Origin of the sequence: Bradyrhizobium xenonodulans, from assembly GCF_027594865.1 — a bacterium.
Taxonomy (GTDB): Bacteria; Pseudomonadota; Alphaproteobacteria; order Rhizobiales; family Xanthobacteraceae; genus Bradyrhizobium; species Bradyrhizobium xenonodulans.
Map to the genome: position 1 here is coordinate 5,277,754 of NZ_CP089391.1, position 16,850 is coordinate 5,294,603.

Below are 16,850 nucleotides of genomic sequence, written 5' to 3' on the forward strand. Positions count from 1 at the left end.
GGCATGGTTAACGACGCCTTAATGCATCCTTACAGGAACTTGACGAGCGAGAGCTGCGAGAGGTTCGAGGTAACCTGGTAGGACGCCTGCAGCGCGTTCTGAAGCGCCAGGATCTCGCTCGCCACCTGGTCCGGCGAGGCCGACTCCGCCTGGTCGATGATGGACTGGAGCTGCGCCTTGGCCTGGGTCTGGCGCGTGCCCGCTTCCTTCATCGTGTTCTGGGACATCGCAAGGTCGGTCTGGATGTCCTCGAGGCGCTGCTGTCCCGGCTGTTTCGTCAGCGCCTGCGTCACCCGCAGGCTCAGCGCGGAGACCTGCCCGCCCGCATATTGCCCGGTCGGCGAGGTCGAGAACGTCCCGAACACGGCGACCGCCTGCAATTGCTGGCGGATCGCGTCCTCGTTGGCCTGCACGCCATATTGCACCGTGACGGAATCGTCGACCCGCGCCATCGCGGTGGAGCGCGGCGAGCCGGGCCCGTCATTGCCGGTGTACCATTTCACGGTATTGGCCGAGCCGTTGACCAGCGTCGTTGCCGAGCTCGCCGGCGAGGAGCCGACGCGGAGCGGCGGCTGCGTGGCGGTCACGGGCGTCGAGGCGAAGCCGAGCGAACCCAGCGCGCCCGTGTTCGAGGTCGTGACGTTGAGGCTGGCCGCATCGTCGGTGTTGATCGTGATCGAACCGCCATGCACGGTCGATGGCTTCGACGTGCCGGTGATCGCGTCGATCTTGCTCATCAGCGTCTGGACGCTGTCGCCGACGTTGAGCTGGTTGCCGGTCGCGCCCGAGCTGACGAAGGTCAGCGTGGTGCCGTTCACGGTGATGGTGTCGCCGGCGACGAAGCCGGGCGAGATCGAATCCGAAGGGCTCGCGCCGGACAGCGTGGTTGCTCCGGTGACGGGAGCCGGCGGTGCCGCCTGATTGTTGACGGGCGCACCGATCGCCGAGCTCGCGGTGTTGAAGAAATTGTCGCCCGCGACGACCGCGGATGCCGCCACCAGCGAGGTGTTGGCGAGCTTCGTGATCGCGGTGTTCAGCGCGGTGTTGAGATTCGCGGCGGTGTTGTTCGGGTTGACCGGGACGCTCGCATCGATCGCGAAGCTGCCGAGCGGCGTCGGCGTGGCCGTGGACGCGGTCAGGTCGATCTGCTCGGTCGAGCCGTCCGGCAGCGTGAACTGGACGCTCAGCTTGTCGCCGTTGTTCGGGTTGACGCCGTTGAGATCGACCGAGAACGACACCGGCGAGCCGCTCGGACCGGTGACGGTCGCTCCCGTCAGCGTCGAGGACACCGCCGAGAGCTTGAGCCCGAACGGCGATCCCGCGACGTCCTCGGACACCTGCACCGAGCTCGGCGTCGGCTGCGTCTGCACCAGCCGTCCCGTGCCGCCAGCGCCGAGATCGGCGGCCTGGCGTTCCGCCATGACGGTCTTGAAGCCCGCCTGCGTGGTGGTGCCGTTGATGATGTCGCCGGCATTGGCGACCGACTGCGTGTTGAACGCCGTCCCGGAGAACAGATAGCGGTTGCCCGACTGCGTGTTGAGAACGCCGACCATCGAGCCGAATTGCGCGGCGGCCGTGTTCTGCGCGACGGTCTGGCCGTTGACGTTGAGGTCCTGCGCCGTGCTGGCGGAGCCGGTCTGCACCGTGTTGCGGATCGTCGTGAGCGACTGCAGCGCGGTGTTGGCGAGGTTGATGTTGACGTTCACGTTCGTGATCGTATCGGTATAGGCGGCGATGTTGGAGAGCTGCGCGCGCCCGGCGATCGCAAAGGCCTCGTTGGTGCCCATCCCGGAATAGTTCTGCGACAGCTTGCCGGTCGAAAGCTGCGTCGACAGATCGGTGAGCTGCTGATTGATGTTGCGAATCTGCGCGCCGAGGATCGACGAGGAGTAGTTGATGCTGCTGATCGACATGTTTCAGGACCCTGTACTGGTTACCCTTGAGCCTGGAGCAAGGTGTTCATCATGCTCTGCACCACCGACATCACGTGGGCGTTGGCGGCATAGGCATTCTGAAGCTGGATCAGGTTCGACATCTCCGAGTCCAGGTTGACGCTCGAGGTCGAGTTGAACTTGGCCTGGAGCGTCGAGACCACGACGCTCTGGCCCTGCTGAAGCTGGGTCGCCTGCGTCGCCGCATTGCTCTGGACGCTGAGGAACTGCTGGAGGTAGTTCGAGATGCTGCCGGTGAACGGCTGGCTCGACGAGCCGAGGCCGGTCTGCGGCGAATACGAGAACACCGCGCTGGTGAGCTGCGAGTAGAGATAGTCCGAACGCGTGGTGTCGCCGGTGGGCGTCACCGGCGAGGTGTTGTAGACCGACAGCTTGGTCGGGTCGGCGACCAGCTGCGTATTCACGGCGATACGCCCGGCAAGGCCCGTCATCTGCGAGCCCGATGCCGTGATGGCGCCGGTGTAGAGCGCCTGCCCGCCATCGGTGAACAGCGGCAGTTGCGGATTGCCCGAGGTCAGCGACGAGATCGTCTTGGTGGTCGAGGACGAATTGACCTTGGCAAGGCCGGTGTTGTCGTCGGTGACCCGCAGCGTCGTCGCCGTCGCCGGCGATGGAGCTGCGGAGAATGTCAGATGCGCGTTCGACAACGCGGTGTTGAGCGCGGAGGCGATCGCACCCATGCCGCCGGAGAAGTTCACGCCGATCTTCATCGGGTTGGCGCCGGTCGCGTTCTGGAGCGGCAGCGCGGCCGGATCGGTCACGTTGACCAGCGTGATCTGGCGCTGCGTGTTGGTGGTCGTGTCCGTATAGGTGATGTTGACGGTGTTGCCCGGCTGCGCGCCGGCAAGGTCGAGGTCGAAACCGGCCGGCGGACCGGACACCGCGCTGCCCGCCGTCGTCTTGTCCGACAGCGCGCTCGACATCGCGGCGGCGAACTGGTCGATCTGGCTCTGCGCCTGCACCAGCGTCTGGTCGCGCAGCTTGAGATCGGCCGCGATCTGGCCGGAAGAGACCACGCTGTTGGCGACGACGTCGACCGAGGAGCCGTTCGGCAGCTTGATGTTGAGAGCGCCGACGCCGGACTTGGCCGGATCGAGGTCGTATTGCGAGGTCGCCGAGAGCGCGCCGGCCGAGGTAAAGGAGAATTGCGAAGCAAGCCCCGCGCCGACGAGCTGGATGCCGGTGGTGGTGTAGATGTTGGCCTGGTTCGAGCCGTCGGTGGTGACGCGGACGTCGACATATTTCGACAGCGTGTTGATGGCCTGGTCGCGCTGGTCCATCAGCGTCGCCGCGGAGGGGTCGTTGGCCGACAGGCCCTGGAGCTTGATGTTGATGTCGGCGATCTGCTTCATCGCGACGTTGGCCGCCTGCGCCGAGTTGCCGAGATCCTGCTCGACGTTGGAGCGCAGCGACTGGATGCCCTTGGTGGTGACGTTGAGCTGCTGCGCCAGCGCCTGCGCTGCACCCAGCACGACGTTCTGCGCCGACGAGGAGCCCGCGTTGGTCGAGAGCGACTGGAGCGCGGTGGTGAAATTGTTGAGCGCGGTTTCGAGCGTGCCGCTGTTGCCGGGCGTGCCATAGACATTCTGAAGCTGCTTCAGGATGCTGGCCATCTGGTCGGCGTAGCCGCTGCCGCCGGTCTCGGTGCGGAGCTGGTTCAGCACATAGGTGTCGAGCTCGCGGCTGACGCCGGTCGTCATCGCCGTCGAGCCGAAGTCGCCGGTGGTGACCTCGATCTGGTTCGGCGTCTGGACGACGTAACCCGGCGTCTGCGAGTTGGCGACGTTCGAGGAGACGATCGAGAGCGCGGCCTGGTTGGCACGCAGACCGCTCATCGCACTGGCGAGGGCTGAACTCAAACCCATGTTACTTGCCGCCTTTGGTTACGTTACGCGCCGGTCAGCGCAACACGTTCAAGAGGTCCTGCACCATCGAATTCGCCGTCGTGATCACCTTGGTGTTGGCCGAATAGGCCTGCTGGGTCACGATCAGCTTGGTGAACTCGTCGGCGATGTCGGTGTTGGATCCTTCCAGCGACGAGCCGCTGATGCTGCCCGAAGCGCCTGCGATGGCATCTCCCGACTGTTCGGTCGCAGCGTAAGCGCCGCCGTCCATCGCCTTCAGGTAGTTGGTGCCGTTGAAGTGCGACAGCGTCACCTGAGCGAGGTTGAGGTTCTGGCCGTTGGAGAAGGTGCCGACCACGAGACCGCTGTTGTTGACGGAAACCGAGCGGAGCTGGCCGGCGGAGTAGCCGTTCTGCGTGATGGTGTTGATGGTCACCGCGCCGCTGGTGCTGGCATATTGCGTCAACCCGCCCGAGGAGATGTTGAAGGCCACCGAGCCGAGCGACTGGCCGCTGACGCTGACGTTGTTGATGGTGATGCCCGAGCCGCTCGGCGAGGTCAGCGAGCCGTCGTTGGCAAAGGTGAAGGCCTGCCCGGTGTTGACCCAGCCGACCGTCGTGCCGGTCGCATTCGGATCGGTCTGGTAGAACAGGTTCCAGGTGTCGGAATGACCGGCGCCCAGCGAGGCGCTGTCGGTCTTGGCCCAGCGCAATTGCAGGTTCACCGGCGTGCCGGCGGCGTTGTAGGCGGTGACCGCACCGCCGCTGATCGATTCCTTGGTGAAGGTCGAGATGTCGTTGCCGATCACGCCGCCGGTGCCGGCGGTGCCGCCGCCGTCGCGGTTCTTGGTGATGGTCGAGGTGAAGCCGAGCGCGGCGAAGGCGGCGCTGTTGGAGCTGGACACCGACAGGTTCGAAGCGGAGCCGGTGTTCAGCGTGATCACGCCGCCGGTGCTGACCGTTGAGCCCGAAGCGCCGGCGAGCGCGTCGATCTTGCCGAGCAGGGTCGTGATGTTGTCGGTGATGTTGATCTGGTTCGCACCCGACGCGCCCGAGGCCATGAAGGTCAGCGTCTGGCCGTCGACCGTGATGGTGTCACCGGCAGCGAAGCCCGACGACAGCACCTGGGCGCCGCCGGCCGTCGCGGTGCCGCTCAGCACCGTCGCGCCCGAGATCGCGGGCGAGGACAGCACGTTGCCGCCGCGCGTCACGCTGCTGATGCCGAGGGCCGTGGCCGCCGTGCCGCTGCCGATCGCCACGTCGGTGCCGGTGCCGCTCGATATCTGGATGTTGCCGCTGGCGGAGAGCGAGGCGGTGACGCCGGCGCCGCCGGCGGTCTGAATCGCGTTCAGGATACTGGCCACCGTGGCCGTGGTGCCCGCCCCGAGGCCGATCGTGGTGTTGTTGCCGACCGTCGTCACGGTGGTGCTGGTGTCGAAGGTGACCGTGTTGCCATTAATGGTCAGCGTCTGGCCGCTGAGCGCGGTGAGGATGCTTGAGGCGAGATGGGTGCCCACGGTGTTGTCGAGCGAGGTGGAGGTCGAGGCCACCGCGGACGAGTTGTTCTGGAGCGCAACCGTGCCCGTACCCGTCGTCGACGAGTAGGCCGAGCGGATGTTGCCGGTGGCGGCGGCACCGGACACCGTCGCGTTGGTATAGGGCGCGGGCGGCGTGCCCACCGGCAGCGGGTTGGCGGCGAAGTCGGACGGGTTGAGGCCGCCGGCCGCCAGCAGCGTGCCGGTCGCCGCGGTCGAACTCGCCGCGGTGTTCGGCTGGGTCGGCAGGTTCGCCGCGTATTGGATCGAGGTGGTCGCCTGGGCCGGGATGAAATTGTTCTGGAATTGCAGCACCGTCGGGACGCTGCCGGTCGGATTGCCCGTCTTGGAGTCGACCGCGACGCCCATCAGGTAATAGCCGGCGCCGTTGACCAGGTTGCCGTTCGCGTTGAGCTGGAAGTCGCCGCGCCGCGTATAGTAGGTGACGCCGCTGAACACCGGCACGTTGTCGACGATGCCGGTCGCCTTCTGGATCGAGAAGAAGCCGTCGCCGGTGATCGCCATGTTGGTGGCGACGCTGGAGCCCGAGATCGTGCCCTGCGTCGTGATGGTGGCCTTGGCGTTGGCCGTCACGCCGCCGGCGACCTGCTTGCTCGGCGTGGACGAGTCGGGAATGAGATCGACGAAGCTGGTGCCGATGCCCTTGTAACCGGTGGTGGATGAGTTCGCGATGTTGCCGGAAATGTTCTGCAGCGCGTAGGACTGCGCCTGCAGGCCACCCACCGAGGTGTTCATTGCATCGAAGATACCCATAACTTTGTCTCCAGATCCGATCTCGGCGGCCGGTCGACCATGGCCGCAGTCGGAAGAGACAGTCGCAAGGGCTATGCCAATGCAGGTATTCTCAGGAAATCAATGACTTAAATGGACATGCCCCGGTCGGATGACCGGGGCACAATTGCCGGGGCGGCAACAATTGCCGGGATGACACTGCGTTTTGGCCTTACGTGGCGGACGCCGCCGCCGGGTGGAATACCAGGCCGAAACCGTCGATGCAGTAGCGCAGGCCGGTCGGCTTCGGACCGTCGTCGAAGACGTGGCCGAGATGGCCGCCGCAGCGCCGGCAATGCACCTCGGTGCGGAGCATGCCGAACGTGCGATCCTCGGTCTTGCCGACATTGCCCTCGATCGGCTGGTAGAAGCTCGGCCAGCCGGTGCCGCTCTCGAATTTGGTGTCGGACGCAAACAGCGGCAGGTCGCAGCCGGCGCAGGCGAAGATGCCCTTGCGGTGCTCCTTGAGCAGCGGGCTGGAGCCCGGCCGCTCGGTGCCCTCCTTGCGCAGGATCTCGTATTGCTGCGGCGTGAGCTGGGCGCGCCATTCGGCGTCCGTCTTCTCGATCTCGAATTTTTGCGTGGCCTTCTCGCCAGCCTCGGCGGGCGTTCCTCTCAGCCAGCGGAAGGCCGAAAGGCCGAACAGGCCGGCGACAGTCGTTAGCAGGATGCGGCGGTCAAACATCTCATTCTCCGTGCGCGAGGAGTCACGCCCTGAGATACGGGCTCTAACGGCCGACGTTACACTTTCGGGCGAAGTTTTTCTCGGGCTTATTGCGGAACGCCGGTGTCCTGAGCGGCCGGTTCCGCGGCTTCAGCCGCTGGCTTCTGCGGCGGAGCCGGCCTAGGCCGAACGCCGGGTGGCGGCCGGCGCGGACCGGTACCGGCGGCCCGATTGGCTTCGGCCAGCCGCGCCTCGCGTTCCCTGTCCTTGATCCGGGCCCGTTCGCGGTAGCGCGCCAGCGAGCCCGCAGCGGCGGAACTCGCCCTGCCCCACACCCCCACCAACTGGCCCGCGACCCGTCCCGTGGCGCCACCCGCCCAGACCAGCTCGAACGGCGAGAACAGCTTCCAGCGCTCGTCGCCCCACAGAATGCTGCGCGCGATCAGCTGCCCGGCCATGGCCGAAGTGTTCATGCCCTGGCGGCCGAACCCGCTCGCCACCCAGAGGCCTTTGCGCAACTGGCCGATCTGCGGCATGCCGTGCACGGTCTGGCCGGTGGCGCCGCCGAACATATCGGTGATCTCGACATTGCCGAGCTGGGGAAAGATGGTGCGGATCCGCCGCCCGACGCTGCCCGCAAATCGCTGCGGACGCGCGGCCCAGGTGGTCTCCGGGCTCTCCCACATCAGCCGGTCGCCGTCGACGATGCGAAAATGATCGATGCCGTCGGAATCCATCACCGCCCCCTTGAAGGCGATGATCTCGTGCACGCGCTCGCCGAGCGGCGCGGTGATGCCGGCATAACGCCAGACCGGCAGCAGCGTCTCCGACAGACGCTTCAACGGCGCGCCGAGATGGATGTTGCCGGCGAGCACGATGTGCGTGGCGCGCAGGCGCGCCGACGGCGTGACGATCCGTTTGCGGATGCCGGAATGATCGATGCTGACCACCGGCGTATCCTCGAAGATGCGGGCGCCTGCGCGCCGCGCCAGCGCCGCGAGGCCATGCACGTATTTGCGGCCGTCGACCTGGAATCCCTTCGGATAGTAGACGCCGTGGAAGTAGCGATCGGTCTTGAGCACCTCGCGGACGCGATCGGCCTGCCAGCCCTCGACCTCGGTGTCGAAATCCTCGTTGAGCATCTGCAAGCGGCTGATCAGCCGGTCGCCGGCATCGACGTTGGAGACTTCGAGCACGCCGTCGCTCGGGCCGATCCCCGGCATGTTCTCTTCCGTGGCGTTGGCCCGGACGAACTCGGCGCCCTCCTTCGACAGCGTCCACAATGCGCGCGCGTCCTCGAAGCCGATGCGCTCGATCAGTTCAGTGAGCGGAAGCGCAAAGCCCGGCATCACGGTGCCGAGCTGGTTGCCGGAGGCGTTCCAGCCGACATGGCGGCCCTCGAGCACGGCGACGCTGGCCCCCAGCCGGGCGGCCTCCAGCGCGATGGAGAGCCCGGCAAGCCCTGCCCCGATGACACAGATGTCGGCGTCGAGGTCGAATGAGAGCCGTGTGCGCTCGCGAAAGCCGGCTTCGTCCTGGGATGCGCTTGTGAAAGTCTCGTTCATATCGTTTTCTTAGAGCATGATCCGGAAAAGTGTGCAGCGGTTTTCCTCGCGACAAACGCAAAATGCGTTTGCGCGGAGATCATGCTCAAAATAACAACCTAAGCCCATCGGGCGCTTGTCACCTTGTGCTCAGCCGGCGCCTGTAGATTATCCTTGATGTGGAACGATTCGAGAATGCCATGCGCCGTTTGATGCTGCTGCGTCACGCCAAGACCGAGACTGACGCGCCGAGCGGCCGTGACCAGGATCGCCGCCTCGACGGCCGCGGCCACAAGGATGCCGCGCAGATCGGGGACTGGATCGCCGCCCATCCCCCCTTCCCCGATGCCGTGCTGGTCTCGCATGCCGTCCGCGCCCGGCAGACCTGGGACATCGCCTGGGAGACGATGAAGGACCGCGTCCCGGCGCCGCAGGTCGAGGTGCTGCCGGAACTCTACGGCGCCGATCCCGCGCAGATTCTGGAATCCATTCGCACTGCAACCGCCCCGTCCGACCCGAAGCAATTGCTGCTGGTCGCCCACAATCCCGGCATGCACGAGGCCGCCTTGATGCTGCTGGGCGGCGGCGAACCGGCCGGCGCCAGGGCGCTCGCCGACAATCTGCCCACGGCGGGGCTTGCGATCTTCGACTTTGACGTCAAGGATTGGGGTGACGTGGCCTACCGCCGCGGCAAGCTGGTGCTGTTCGTCAGTCCCAAGCTGCTTCGATCGGATTGAGACGGACGGGCGCCGTCTCGAGCGGTTGATCCAGTTCGGTCAACAGGTGCTGAAGATTTGGAGGCGCAGATGTTCAAGTCCATTCTCGTGCCCATCGACCTCGCCGACACCGACCTCGCCAAGCCGGCGATCGCAACCGCCGCGACGCTGTCGCAGACTTGGAGCGGCTCGGTGCGCCTGCTCAACGTGCTGCCGATGACACCGGTGATGCTGGCCGAATACGTGCCGGCCGATTTCGACGAGCAGCAGCGCCAGACCTCGGAGGAAGCCCTCGCCATCGTCGCGCGCGAATCCGGCATCGAGGCCGGACGCATCTCCAGCGTGGTGCGCCAGGGCGGCATCTATCACGAGATCCTGGAGGAAGCGGTGCACATGAAGGCCGATCTGATCGTGATGACATCGCACCGGCCGGCGATGCGCACCTATTTCCTCGGCTCCAACGCCGGTCACGTCGTGCGCTACGCGAAGTGCTCGGTGCTGGTGGTGAGGCACTGAACTCGGAGCAATGCCGTGAAGCAATGGTGGCGGAGATGGACTTACGAAGTCCCGCTCGCGATCGGCGATGCGCTGTGGGATGTGCTGGTCGTACAACTGGCGGCCCTGCTGGACAAATTAACGGTGCGGAAGGTCATCGCCTTCATCCCCGTCGTCATCCTCGTCCTGGCCTACTACCACAGGATCCCGATTCCGCCTGAGCTGATTCTGCTCGGCGATCTCCTTGCCTATATCGACATCTTCTCGGTGCTGTTCCTGCTCGGCGTGCTGAGCCGGATCACGACAATCATGTTCGTCGTCAAACAGGCGACGGCGCGCATCGCGTTACTCGTCGGCGGCATCATCACGCATTTGCAGCGCCTGGATGTCCGGCATCGGCGCCAGCGCGGCGCTCCGACGCGGCCCGGCCGCCGACCCGCCCCGTCCGAGGACGACCGAGCTTATGGCGGCGTGTGGCGCCAGGTCGCTATCGCCTGATCCCGAGGGCAAGGCTCTGCACCGCCCCGGCCGTAGCCCGATGAGCAGAGCGACACCCGGGCTACAAGACCTTGCGTTGCCCGTCGGGCAAAACACCCAAATTGTCGGTCAATGCGCACCATCAAAAATATTCGCCTTTACAGAAATTCGGAATAGGCGGATGTTGCGCGCACTCCGGCCCAAGGAAGAGGGGCGTATCGCGATCGTCACGAACGCGGGCCGGACGGCGGTGGACGTCAGTCACATCGGCGCGAAGGGTTTCGCAGGGCAGGCAACTGTGAGCGAAAGGCCTCGCGCACACGACCGGTGTGATCGGCGTACGGCGAAATCGTGTGGTCCTGGCGCCCGGGGTCTGTGCGCCAAGTGTTGCGGTGATGTGGCGGCCCGACCGGGCGCGCGCGTCAGCCATCCGCAAGGCGACGGGGGCAATAGTGCATCGCTCCCCGGGGAGAGCACGACATAAGCCGTCAAACCACTGCGCAGGGAAGGCCGGATGTTTTGGCTTCACCTGTATGCCGCTGTGCAAATTCTTGTTGCCACCTTCCGCACAGTGGACCGTGGGTGCCCGGCCGGCACCCGGTCTTCCCTGCGCCCTCTTTCATTCGAGGGTGAAGAAACGAAGCAAAGCTCGGGCGAAACGCGCCGCGAGGATGCAGGCTCATGTCGGTCATTCAACAACGCTCTCGTGCCCCGGACGCAGCACAGCGTCTCTTCGACGGCGCGCTGCAGAGCCGGGGCCCATCCATCCGCGCGTTGCGTGGCCTCCTGGGTCCCGCCTCTGCGCAGCAGCGCAAGAACGCTGCAGCGCGTCCGGGACAGAGCAGCAATGCTCGCTCAACCAAGTCTCACAGATACCGCGTCAGCTCGGCCTTGAACTGCCCGTAGACGGCGTCTTCAATCTGGCTGCGCGTGATCCCGATGTCGCCCAGGGCGCGGTCGTCGAGTTCGTTCAGCGTCTTGACGGCGGTGCGGCGCTCCAGGCGGTCGAACAACGCAGTGGCGGCGTGGGCGAGCGTGCTGAAAAATCCGCTCGTCGAGGATGGGCGTAAACTCCGCCCGGCAGTTTGCGAGATCGTGGTCATTTTTCTTCTCCGGCTATCGTCCGCACGGCGAAGCAGGTGCCGTTGGCACAGACGCTGTCAGCGCCTGCACCTCATTTGCCACCGGATTGCTCTCGCTCTCCTCGGCTCAATCGCGGAACTTGATGGAACTTAAATGCTCCAGTACACTACTCGGAGCAAGTAAAACATTGCTCTCGGTGCAATAATGTCCAAGTTCGAGTACGTGAAGCTCGCCGATGCCATTGCGGCCGATATCACTAAAGGCACGTTAAGGCCCGGCGACCGGCTGCCCCCGCAGCGCAATTTTGCCTATGACCGTGGCATTGCCGTCTCGACCGCGAGCCGGGTTTATACGGAGTTGCTCCGCCGCGGCCTCGTGGTCGGCGAGGTCGGCCGCGGCACCTTCATCTCCGGCGACATCCGGCGCGAGGTCGAGGCGCTGAGCGAGCCGCGCGACGCGCGGATCGACTTCGAGGTCAATTATCCGTTATTGCCGCAGCAATGGGCGATGATCGCCAAGAGCCTTGCAGGGCTGGAGCGCGTCGATGCACTCGAATCCGCGCTGCGCGTCTCGACCAGCACCGGCACCAAGAGCGCGCGCAATGCCGCCGCCGCCTATCTCGCGCGCAAGGATTTCACGCCACAGGCCGAGCAGATCGTGTTCACCGCCAACGGCAAGCAATCGCTCGCCGCCGCGCTCGCCGCTCTCGTTCCCACCGGCGGCCGCTGCGGCGTCGAGGCGCTGACCTACCCTTACGTCAAGAGCATCGCGGCGCGTCTCGGCGTGACGCTGGTCCCGATTCCGATGGACGAGCACGGCGCGCGCCCCGACGCGATCCAGAAGGCGCATCGCGAGGCGCATCTGTCGGCGCTGTATCTCCAGCCCATCATCCAGAATCCGCTCGGCGTCACCATGAACGCGACGCGGCGCGCCGACATCATGCGCGTCGCCGAAAAGCTCGACCTCACCATCGTCGAGGACACCGTCTACGGCTTCCTCGCCGACGACACGCCGCTCGCCGCGCTCGGGCCGGACCGCTGCATCGTGATCGACAGCCTGTCCAAGAAGGTCGCGCCGGGCCTCGCGCTCGGCATCCTCGTCACGCCGCCGCACCTGCGCGAGAGCGTGATGAGCGCGGTCCGCACCGGCGGCTGGATCGCCTCGGGCCACGCGCTCGCGTCCGGGCAGCGGCTGATGGCCGACGGCACAGTCGCCGAGCTGACGCGGCTGAAACGGATCGATGCCGGACGCCGGCAGCAGACCGCGGCCAGGCTGCTGTCGGGCTACCAGCTCGCGGCCGACCCGCGATCCTATCATCTCTGGCTGACGCTGCCGCCGCACTGGCGCTCGCAAACCTTCGTCGCCGCAGCCGCCCGGCGCGGCATCGCACTGACGCCGTCCTCGACGTTTGCGATTGCGCATGGACATGCACCGAACGCGGTGCGGCTCGCGCTCGCCCCGCCATCGCCCGAGCAGCTCGATTCCGGCCTGCGCACGCTCGTGTCGCTGCTCGGCACCAAGGAAGAGGATTTCGACTCGACGGAGTAGCTCTCAGGTCTGCGGCCATTCCGCGATGAAGCCTTTCGCCCTGTACGGCTCGATCTTGTCCCATTCATGCAGCATGCGGCGGCGAAACTCGGCATCGGTGTGCCACAGCGCGCGCGGCGTTGCAAAGCTGTCAACCGTGAGCAGCATCTTCTCGACCTCGGGCCAGTGCCGGTGCAGCGTCATCGGGTAGCGGCGCGCGGTCCAGGTATTGCCGAGGCAGATCACGCTGCGGATGTTTTGCAGGCCGAGCGCCGCGTCGATGACCGGCAGCGAGAACATCACGTTCTCGCCGGTGTTCATCGCACGATGCTCCTCGAGGACAAGTTCCGCCGGAATGCCGGCGGCAACCATCGCAGCCTTGATGATGGTGCACTCCGATTGCTCCGAGCCCGGCGTCACGCCGCCGCTGACAATCGACCAGCGAAAAAGACCGTCGCGCCACAGCCTTGCGGCCGTATCGGCGCGCAGCGCGACGTCCTCGCGGGTGCCGAACATGAACAACAGGTCGGCCGGCCGAAGCGGCATATTGATCAGATGCGTGCGGTTGATCTCGGCGATCTCATCCGCCGTAAGCGTGCGCGCCGTGTGATGCATGGCTGACATGGCCGCACGATGCGACACCGGCGCGGGGCCGCGAAGTCACGTTTGATTGCGGCCGATTGCACCTCGGGCAGCAAGGCCTTCAGGGCAAAGCCTTCAGGGTAGCAACGCCTTGGGCACGCGATCGAAGCTGTAGCCCTGCGGCCGGTTACGCCGCACGAGGCCGCCGACCTGCCAAGCGAACAGCGCGGCAAAGCCGATGATGAACAGCGCGCCGGCGAATTCGCCGATCAGGAGCGCGCGGATCAGCAGCCCGGCCATGGCCACCGTCAGCACCGCGAGGAACGCCAGCACCGCCGCATAGGTCCTGCGCCCCAGGCCCGTGGTCAATTCGGCGCGGCTGCCCGCTCTCGCCATCCGCGCATGCAGTTCGACGATGAACGCGCGAAAGCCGTTGTCCTGCGGCGCCATCAGCGCCGCGGTCTGCCAGCTCGTCGACAGGATCGCGAGACAGCCGCCACTGGCGTGGCTGACATCGGCGCGAAAGCGGTGCTGCTGCATCGACACCGGGCGGAACGACAGCCGGATCGCCGATATCTCGTCGTAGCGCCACAGGCCGGAACGGCGGCCGATGCGCCAGGACAGGCCCTCGTCCGTCAGCTCGAAACGATGCGCCGAGCCGATCAGCGACGCCTTGTAGGCATAGCTCGCGCCCGTCGCCTCGGCTCCCGAAACCCGCATCCTCACGATCAATCCCGTCTGCGATCGGCTTGCGCGATTGCCCTCGCCCATCCTACAAGCGAGGCATGGCTGAGACGATGTTTTTTCCGCGCCGCCTGATTCTCGGCGCCGCCGTGATCTCCGGCGTGCTGCTCGCGCTCGCCGTGCACATGCTGGGCGCGCGCTACGGGCTCGACCTCGGCGGCCTCTGGCGCTCCGACACGCATGAATTCATCCCCGCGGGCGCGGCGATCGCCTGGTGGCTGATTGCGACCGTCGGCTGCTCCGGCGGCTATTTCACCGCGACATTGATGCAGAGCGCCGTCTCAGGCCAGATCCCGCAGCGGATGCGGCAGTTCCTGATCGCGGTCGGCGTGCTCCTGCTCGCCGGTGCCGGCCAGGTGGCCTCGGCGCCGAGCCCGGTCCCGACCGTCTCGGGCGTGCTCGCCGGGCTCGCCGCACTGTGCCTCGGCGCCGTGATGGCGTTCTGCGGCGCGCATTTCGCGCTGCGCCGCGGCTGAGCCCTACGCCGACGCACGCAGCCGCGGGCGTTCCAGCATCATCGCGACATCGGACGCCGGCCGCGGCTTGCTGAACAGATAACCCTGCGCCTGGGTGCAGCCCTCGCGCCGCAAGAGCTCGAGCTGCGCGTCGTTCTCGACGCCTTCCGCCGTGGTGACGATGCCGAGGCTGCGGCCGAGGCCGGTCACGGCGCGGATGATCGCCATCGAATCCTCGCGCGTCGCCAGCTCGGACACGAAGGAGCGGTCGATCTTGATCTTGTCGAACGGGAAGCTGCGCAAATAGCTCAGCGACGAATAGCCGGTACCGAAATCGTCGAGCGAGATCCGCACGCTCATGGCACGCAGCTCGTGCAAGGTGGTCAGCGTCGCCTCGCTGTTCTGGAGCAGCACCGATTCGGTGATCTCGAGCTCGAGACGGCGCGCCGCGAGCCCCGAGGCGGCCAGCGCGTCGGTCACGGATGCGATCAGGTTCGGGCTCTTGAACTGGATCGGCGACAGGTTGACCGCGACGTCGACGTCGTCGGGCCATGTGGCCGCATCGGCGCAGGCGCTGCGCAGGACGAACTCGCCGAGCTGGACGATGAGGCCGGTCTCCTCCGCCAGCGGAATGAAATTGATGGGAGCGATCAGGCCACGGTGCGGATGGTTCCAGCGCAGCAGCGCCTCGAAGGCGACGACCCGGTCGCTGGCGACGTCGCGGATCGGCTGGTAGTAGACCTCGAACTCGTTGCGCTGAAGCGCCGCGCGCAGATCCATCTCCAGCAAGCGCCGCGCCTGCGCGCGCGCATCCATGCCGGTCTCGAAGAAGCGATAGGTGCCGCGGCCGTCCGCCTTGGCGCGGTACAGCGCGAGGTCGGCGTTCTTCAGGAGCTCGTTCGGATCGCTGCCGTCCTGCGGCGACAGCGAGATGCCGATCGAGACACCGATGACGATCTGATGGTCGTCGATCTGGTAAGGCGCGGAGATCACCTCGACGAGGCGGCCGGCAAGGGCTCTCGCCGCGGCTTCCTCCGAGCGTCCGATCTGGACCACGGCGAACTCGTCGCCGCCAAGCCGCGCCACGGTGTCGCTCTCGCCGACGGTGGCCTGCAGCCTGCGGCCGACCTCCTTCAGCAGAGCATCGCCGATCGGATGGCCGAGCGAGTCGTTGATGTCCTTGAAGTGGTCGAGATCCAGACACAGCACCGCGAGCTGGTCGCTCGACTTCGCCCGGGGCAGGCCCTGCTCCAGCTGCTCGTGGAACAGCACGCGATTCGGCAGGCTGGTCAGCGCGTCATGGCGCGCCATGTGCGAGATCTTGGCCTGCGCCTCCAGCCATTCGGTGATGTCTTCGAACGTCGCGACCCAGCCGCCGCCCTGCATCGGCTGGTTGACGACCCGGACAGAGCGGCCGAACCGGTTGACGATGTCGGTCGTGGTGCGGCCCTCCCGCGCGTCGGCCACGAGGCGGGCAAAGAAGTCGTCGGCATCGCCCTGCCACTGGCCCTTGGCCTGCTCCTCCTTCAGCACATCGACCAGCAGACGGCCGGTGAGCAGGATATCGGTGCGGCGGAGCATTGCGGCATAGCGGTCGTTGAACAGCATGATCTTGCCGTCCGCATCGAACATGCACAGTCCCTGCGACATGTTCTCGAGCGCGGTGTCCAGCACCACCTGCTGGCGTCCCAGTTCGCCCTTGGCGCGGCGGTCGAGCAGAGCCGCCGCGAGCGCGATCGCGATGATGGCGACCGCGGCGCTGGCGGTGAGGACGGACAATGACGCCGGCGGGATCGAGAGGCCGCTGATGACGATCGCCGGATCCGGCGTCAGCTCCACCGCGCCCATGGCGGTGAAATGATGTGAGACGATGGCAAGCGTCAGCAGGGCCGTCGCGCTAAGCGCGCTCGCCAGGCTGTCATGTCGCCCCGCAACGACCAGGGCCAGCGATCCAAAGACGATGCCGAGAACGATCGAGACCGTCACGGTGCCGATCTCCCAGCCGACATGCGCGGGAATCTCGAGCGCCATCATGCCGGTGTAATGCATGGCGGCCACGCCACCACCAACGACGGCACCACCGAGCCCGATCAGGGTCGCGCGCGTCGACGACACCGAGATGCTGAGACCAATGAAGGTGACCGCGATCGCGAAGATCAGCGACAGGACCGTCACTGGAACGTTGTAAGCGCCGCCCGCACCAGGCCCGTAGGCCAGCATCGCGATGAAATGGGTTGCCCAGATGCCACAGCCGGCGACGATGGCATCAAGCGCGATCCATGCGACGCGGGCTCCCCCGCTCGCCGCGCGTGCGCGGAGGAACAGGCTGATCGCTGCCGCGCTGGCGAGCAGACACACCGCGCCGCCGAGTGCGACCAGGCGCCAGTCGTGCTGGTCCGTGAGACAGTAGAGAACTTGATACATTGCCGGCCCCTATTCCA

At 66.2% G+C, this 16,850-nt stretch carries 14 protein-coding genes; 5 read left to right on the forward strand and 9 right to left on the reverse strand.

Annotated elements, in window-relative coordinates; genetic code table 11:
* Positions 1–29: 29 nt before the first annotated feature.
* From I3J27_RS25260 to I3J27_RS25280, 5 genes are all read right to left on the reverse strand, one after another.
* Positions 30–1,913 (reverse strand): flagellar protein, encoded by a 1,884-nt coding sequence (locus tag I3J27_RS25260; protein ID WP_270161585.1) that lies wholly within the window; start codon positions 1,911–1,913, stop codon positions 30–32.
* A 20-nt stretch (positions 1,914–1,933) separates the two neighbouring features.
* A complete protein-coding gene (gene flgK, locus I3J27_RS25265; RefSeq protein ID WP_270161587.1) occupies positions 1,934–3,817 on the reverse strand; it encodes a flagellar hook-associated protein FlgK in 1,884 nt (627 codons plus the stop codon).
* Between the two features lie 34 nt (positions 3,818–3,851).
* Positions 3,852–6,104 carry a flagellar hook-basal body complex protein gene (locus tag I3J27_RS25270; RefSeq protein ID WP_270161589.1) on the reverse strand — a complete coding sequence of 751 codons (2,253 nt, stop codon included), beginning with the start codon at positions 6,102–6,104 and terminating at the stop codon, positions 3,852–3,854.
* Positions 6,105–6,294: 190 nt separating this feature from the next.
* Positions 6,295–6,807, reverse strand: coding sequence for a peptide-methionine (R)-S-oxide reductase MsrB (gene msrB, locus I3J27_RS25275; RefSeq protein ID WP_270161592.1), 513 nt, complete (start codon positions 6,805–6,807; stop codon positions 6,295–6,297).
* Positions 6,808–6,893: 86 nt separating this feature from the next.
* Entirely contained in the window at positions 6,894–8,351 is a 1,458-nt protein-coding gene (locus I3J27_RS25280) for an NAD(P)/FAD-dependent oxidoreductase (protein WP_270161594.1), read from the reverse strand.
* 179 nt (positions 8,352–8,530) lie between these two features.
* On the opposite strand from I3J27_RS25280, the gene I3J27_RS25285 reads away from it, so the two are divergent.
* The 3 genes from I3J27_RS25285 (at position 8,531) to I3J27_RS25295 (ending at position 10,039) form a co-directional block, all read left to right on the forward strand.
* On the forward strand, positions 8,531–9,067 hold the full coding sequence (locus I3J27_RS25285; RefSeq protein WP_270161596.1) for a SixA phosphatase family protein: 537 nt from the start codon (positions 8,531–8,533) through the stop codon (positions 9,065–9,067).
* A gap of 69 nt (positions 9,068–9,136) precedes the next feature.
* A complete protein-coding gene (locus I3J27_RS25290) occupies positions 9,137–9,562 on the forward strand; it encodes a universal stress protein (RefSeq protein ID WP_270161597.1) in 426 nt (141 codons plus the stop codon).
* Between the two features lie 15 nt (positions 9,563–9,577).
* Positions 9,578–10,039, forward strand: coding sequence for a hypothetical protein (locus tag I3J27_RS25295; RefSeq protein ID WP_270161599.1), 462 nt, complete (start codon positions 9,578–9,580; stop codon positions 10,037–10,039).
* An 845-nt stretch (positions 10,040–10,884) separates the two neighbouring features.
* Here the strand turns inward: I3J27_RS25295 and I3J27_RS25300 are convergent.
* Positions 10,885–11,121 (reverse strand): DUF1127 domain-containing protein, encoded by a 237-nt coding sequence (locus I3J27_RS25300; protein WP_270161601.1) that lies wholly within the window; start codon positions 11,119–11,121, stop codon positions 10,885–10,887.
* A 184-nt stretch (positions 11,122–11,305) separates the two neighbouring features.
* Between I3J27_RS25300 and I3J27_RS25305 the strand changes: the two genes are divergently transcribed.
* Positions 11,306–12,649 carry an aminotransferase-like domain-containing protein gene (locus tag I3J27_RS25305; protein WP_270161603.1) on the forward strand — a complete coding sequence of 448 codons (1,344 nt, stop codon included), beginning with the start codon at positions 11,306–11,308 and terminating at the stop codon, positions 12,647–12,649.
* 3 nt (positions 12,650–12,652) lie between these two features.
* Here I3J27_RS25305 and I3J27_RS25310 read toward each other — a convergent pair whose 3' ends face one another.
* Positions 12,653–13,252 (reverse strand): YdcF family protein, encoded by a 600-nt coding sequence (locus I3J27_RS25310; RefSeq protein ID WP_370691864.1) that lies wholly within the window; start codon positions 13,250–13,252, stop codon positions 12,653–12,655.
* 93 nt (positions 13,253–13,345) lie between these two features.
* Positions 13,346–13,930, reverse strand: coding sequence for a hypothetical protein (locus tag I3J27_RS25315; protein WP_270161606.1), 585 nt, complete (start codon positions 13,928–13,930; stop codon positions 13,346–13,348).
* A 65-nt stretch (positions 13,931–13,995) separates the two neighbouring features.
* Between I3J27_RS25315 and I3J27_RS25320 the strand changes: the two genes are divergently transcribed.
* A complete protein-coding gene (locus tag I3J27_RS25320) occupies positions 13,996–14,430 on the forward strand; it encodes a hypothetical protein (protein WP_270161609.1) in 435 nt (144 codons plus the stop codon).
* Between the two features lie 3 nt (positions 14,431–14,433).
* On the opposite strand, the gene I3J27_RS25325 is transcribed toward I3J27_RS25320, so the two are convergent.
* Positions 14,434–16,833 carry a bifunctional diguanylate cyclase/phosphodiesterase gene (locus I3J27_RS25325; RefSeq protein ID WP_270161611.1) on the reverse strand — a complete coding sequence of 800 codons (2,400 nt, stop codon included), beginning with the start codon at positions 16,831–16,833 and terminating at the stop codon, positions 14,434–14,436.
* Between the last annotated feature and the right edge of the window lie 17 nt (positions 16,834–16,850).

Excerpts from the sequence above, each read along its gene's own strand:
- I3J27_RS25280 (WP_270161594.1), bottom strand. The coding sequence starts at position 8,351 with ATGAACGAGACTTTCACAAGCGCATCCCAGGACGAAGCCGGCTTTCGC.
- I3J27_RS25320 (WP_270161609.1), top strand. The coding sequence starts at position 13,996 with ATGGCTGAGACGATGTTTTTTCCGCGCCGCCTGATTCTCGGCGCCGCC.
- I3J27_RS25300 (WP_270161601.1), bottom strand. The coding sequence starts at position 11,121 with ATGACCACGATCTCGCAAACTGCCGGGCGGAGTTTACGCCCATCCTCG.
- I3J27_RS25260 (WP_270161585.1), bottom strand. The coding sequence starts at position 1,913 with ATGTCGATCAGCAGCATCAACTACTCCTCGTCGATCCTCGGCGCGCAG.
- msrB (WP_270161592.1), bottom strand. The coding sequence starts at position 6,807 with ATGTTTGACCGCCGCATCCTGCTAACGACTGTCGCCGGCCTGTTCGGC.
- I3J27_RS25325 (WP_270161611.1), bottom strand. The coding sequence starts at position 16,833 with ATGTATCAAGTTCTCTACTGTCTCACGGACCAGCACGACTGGCGCCTG.
- I3J27_RS25315 (WP_270161606.1), bottom strand. The coding sequence starts at position 13,930 with ATGCGGGTTTCGGGAGCCGAGGCGACGGGCGCGAGCTATGCCTACAAG.
- I3J27_RS25270 (WP_270161589.1), bottom strand. The coding sequence starts at position 6,104 with ATGGGTATCTTCGATGCAATGAACACCTCGGTGGGTGGCCTGCAGGCG.
- flgK (WP_270161587.1), bottom strand. The coding sequence starts at position 3,817 with ATGGGTTTGAGTTCAGCCCTCGCCAGTGCGATGAGCGGTCTGCGTGCC.
- I3J27_RS25310 (WP_370691864.1), bottom strand. The coding sequence starts at position 13,252 with ATGTCAGCCATGCATCACACGGCGCGCACGCTTACGGCGGATGAGATC.
- I3J27_RS25290 (WP_270161597.1), top strand. The coding sequence starts at position 9,137 with ATGTTCAAGTCCATTCTCGTGCCCATCGACCTCGCCGACACCGACCTC.
- I3J27_RS25305 (WP_270161603.1), top strand. The coding sequence starts at position 11,306 with ATGTCCAAGTTCGAGTACGTGAAGCTCGCCGATGCCATTGCGGCCGAT.
- I3J27_RS25285 (WP_270161596.1), top strand. The coding sequence starts at position 8,531 with ATGCGCCGTTTGATGCTGCTGCGTCACGCCAAGACCGAGACTGACGCG.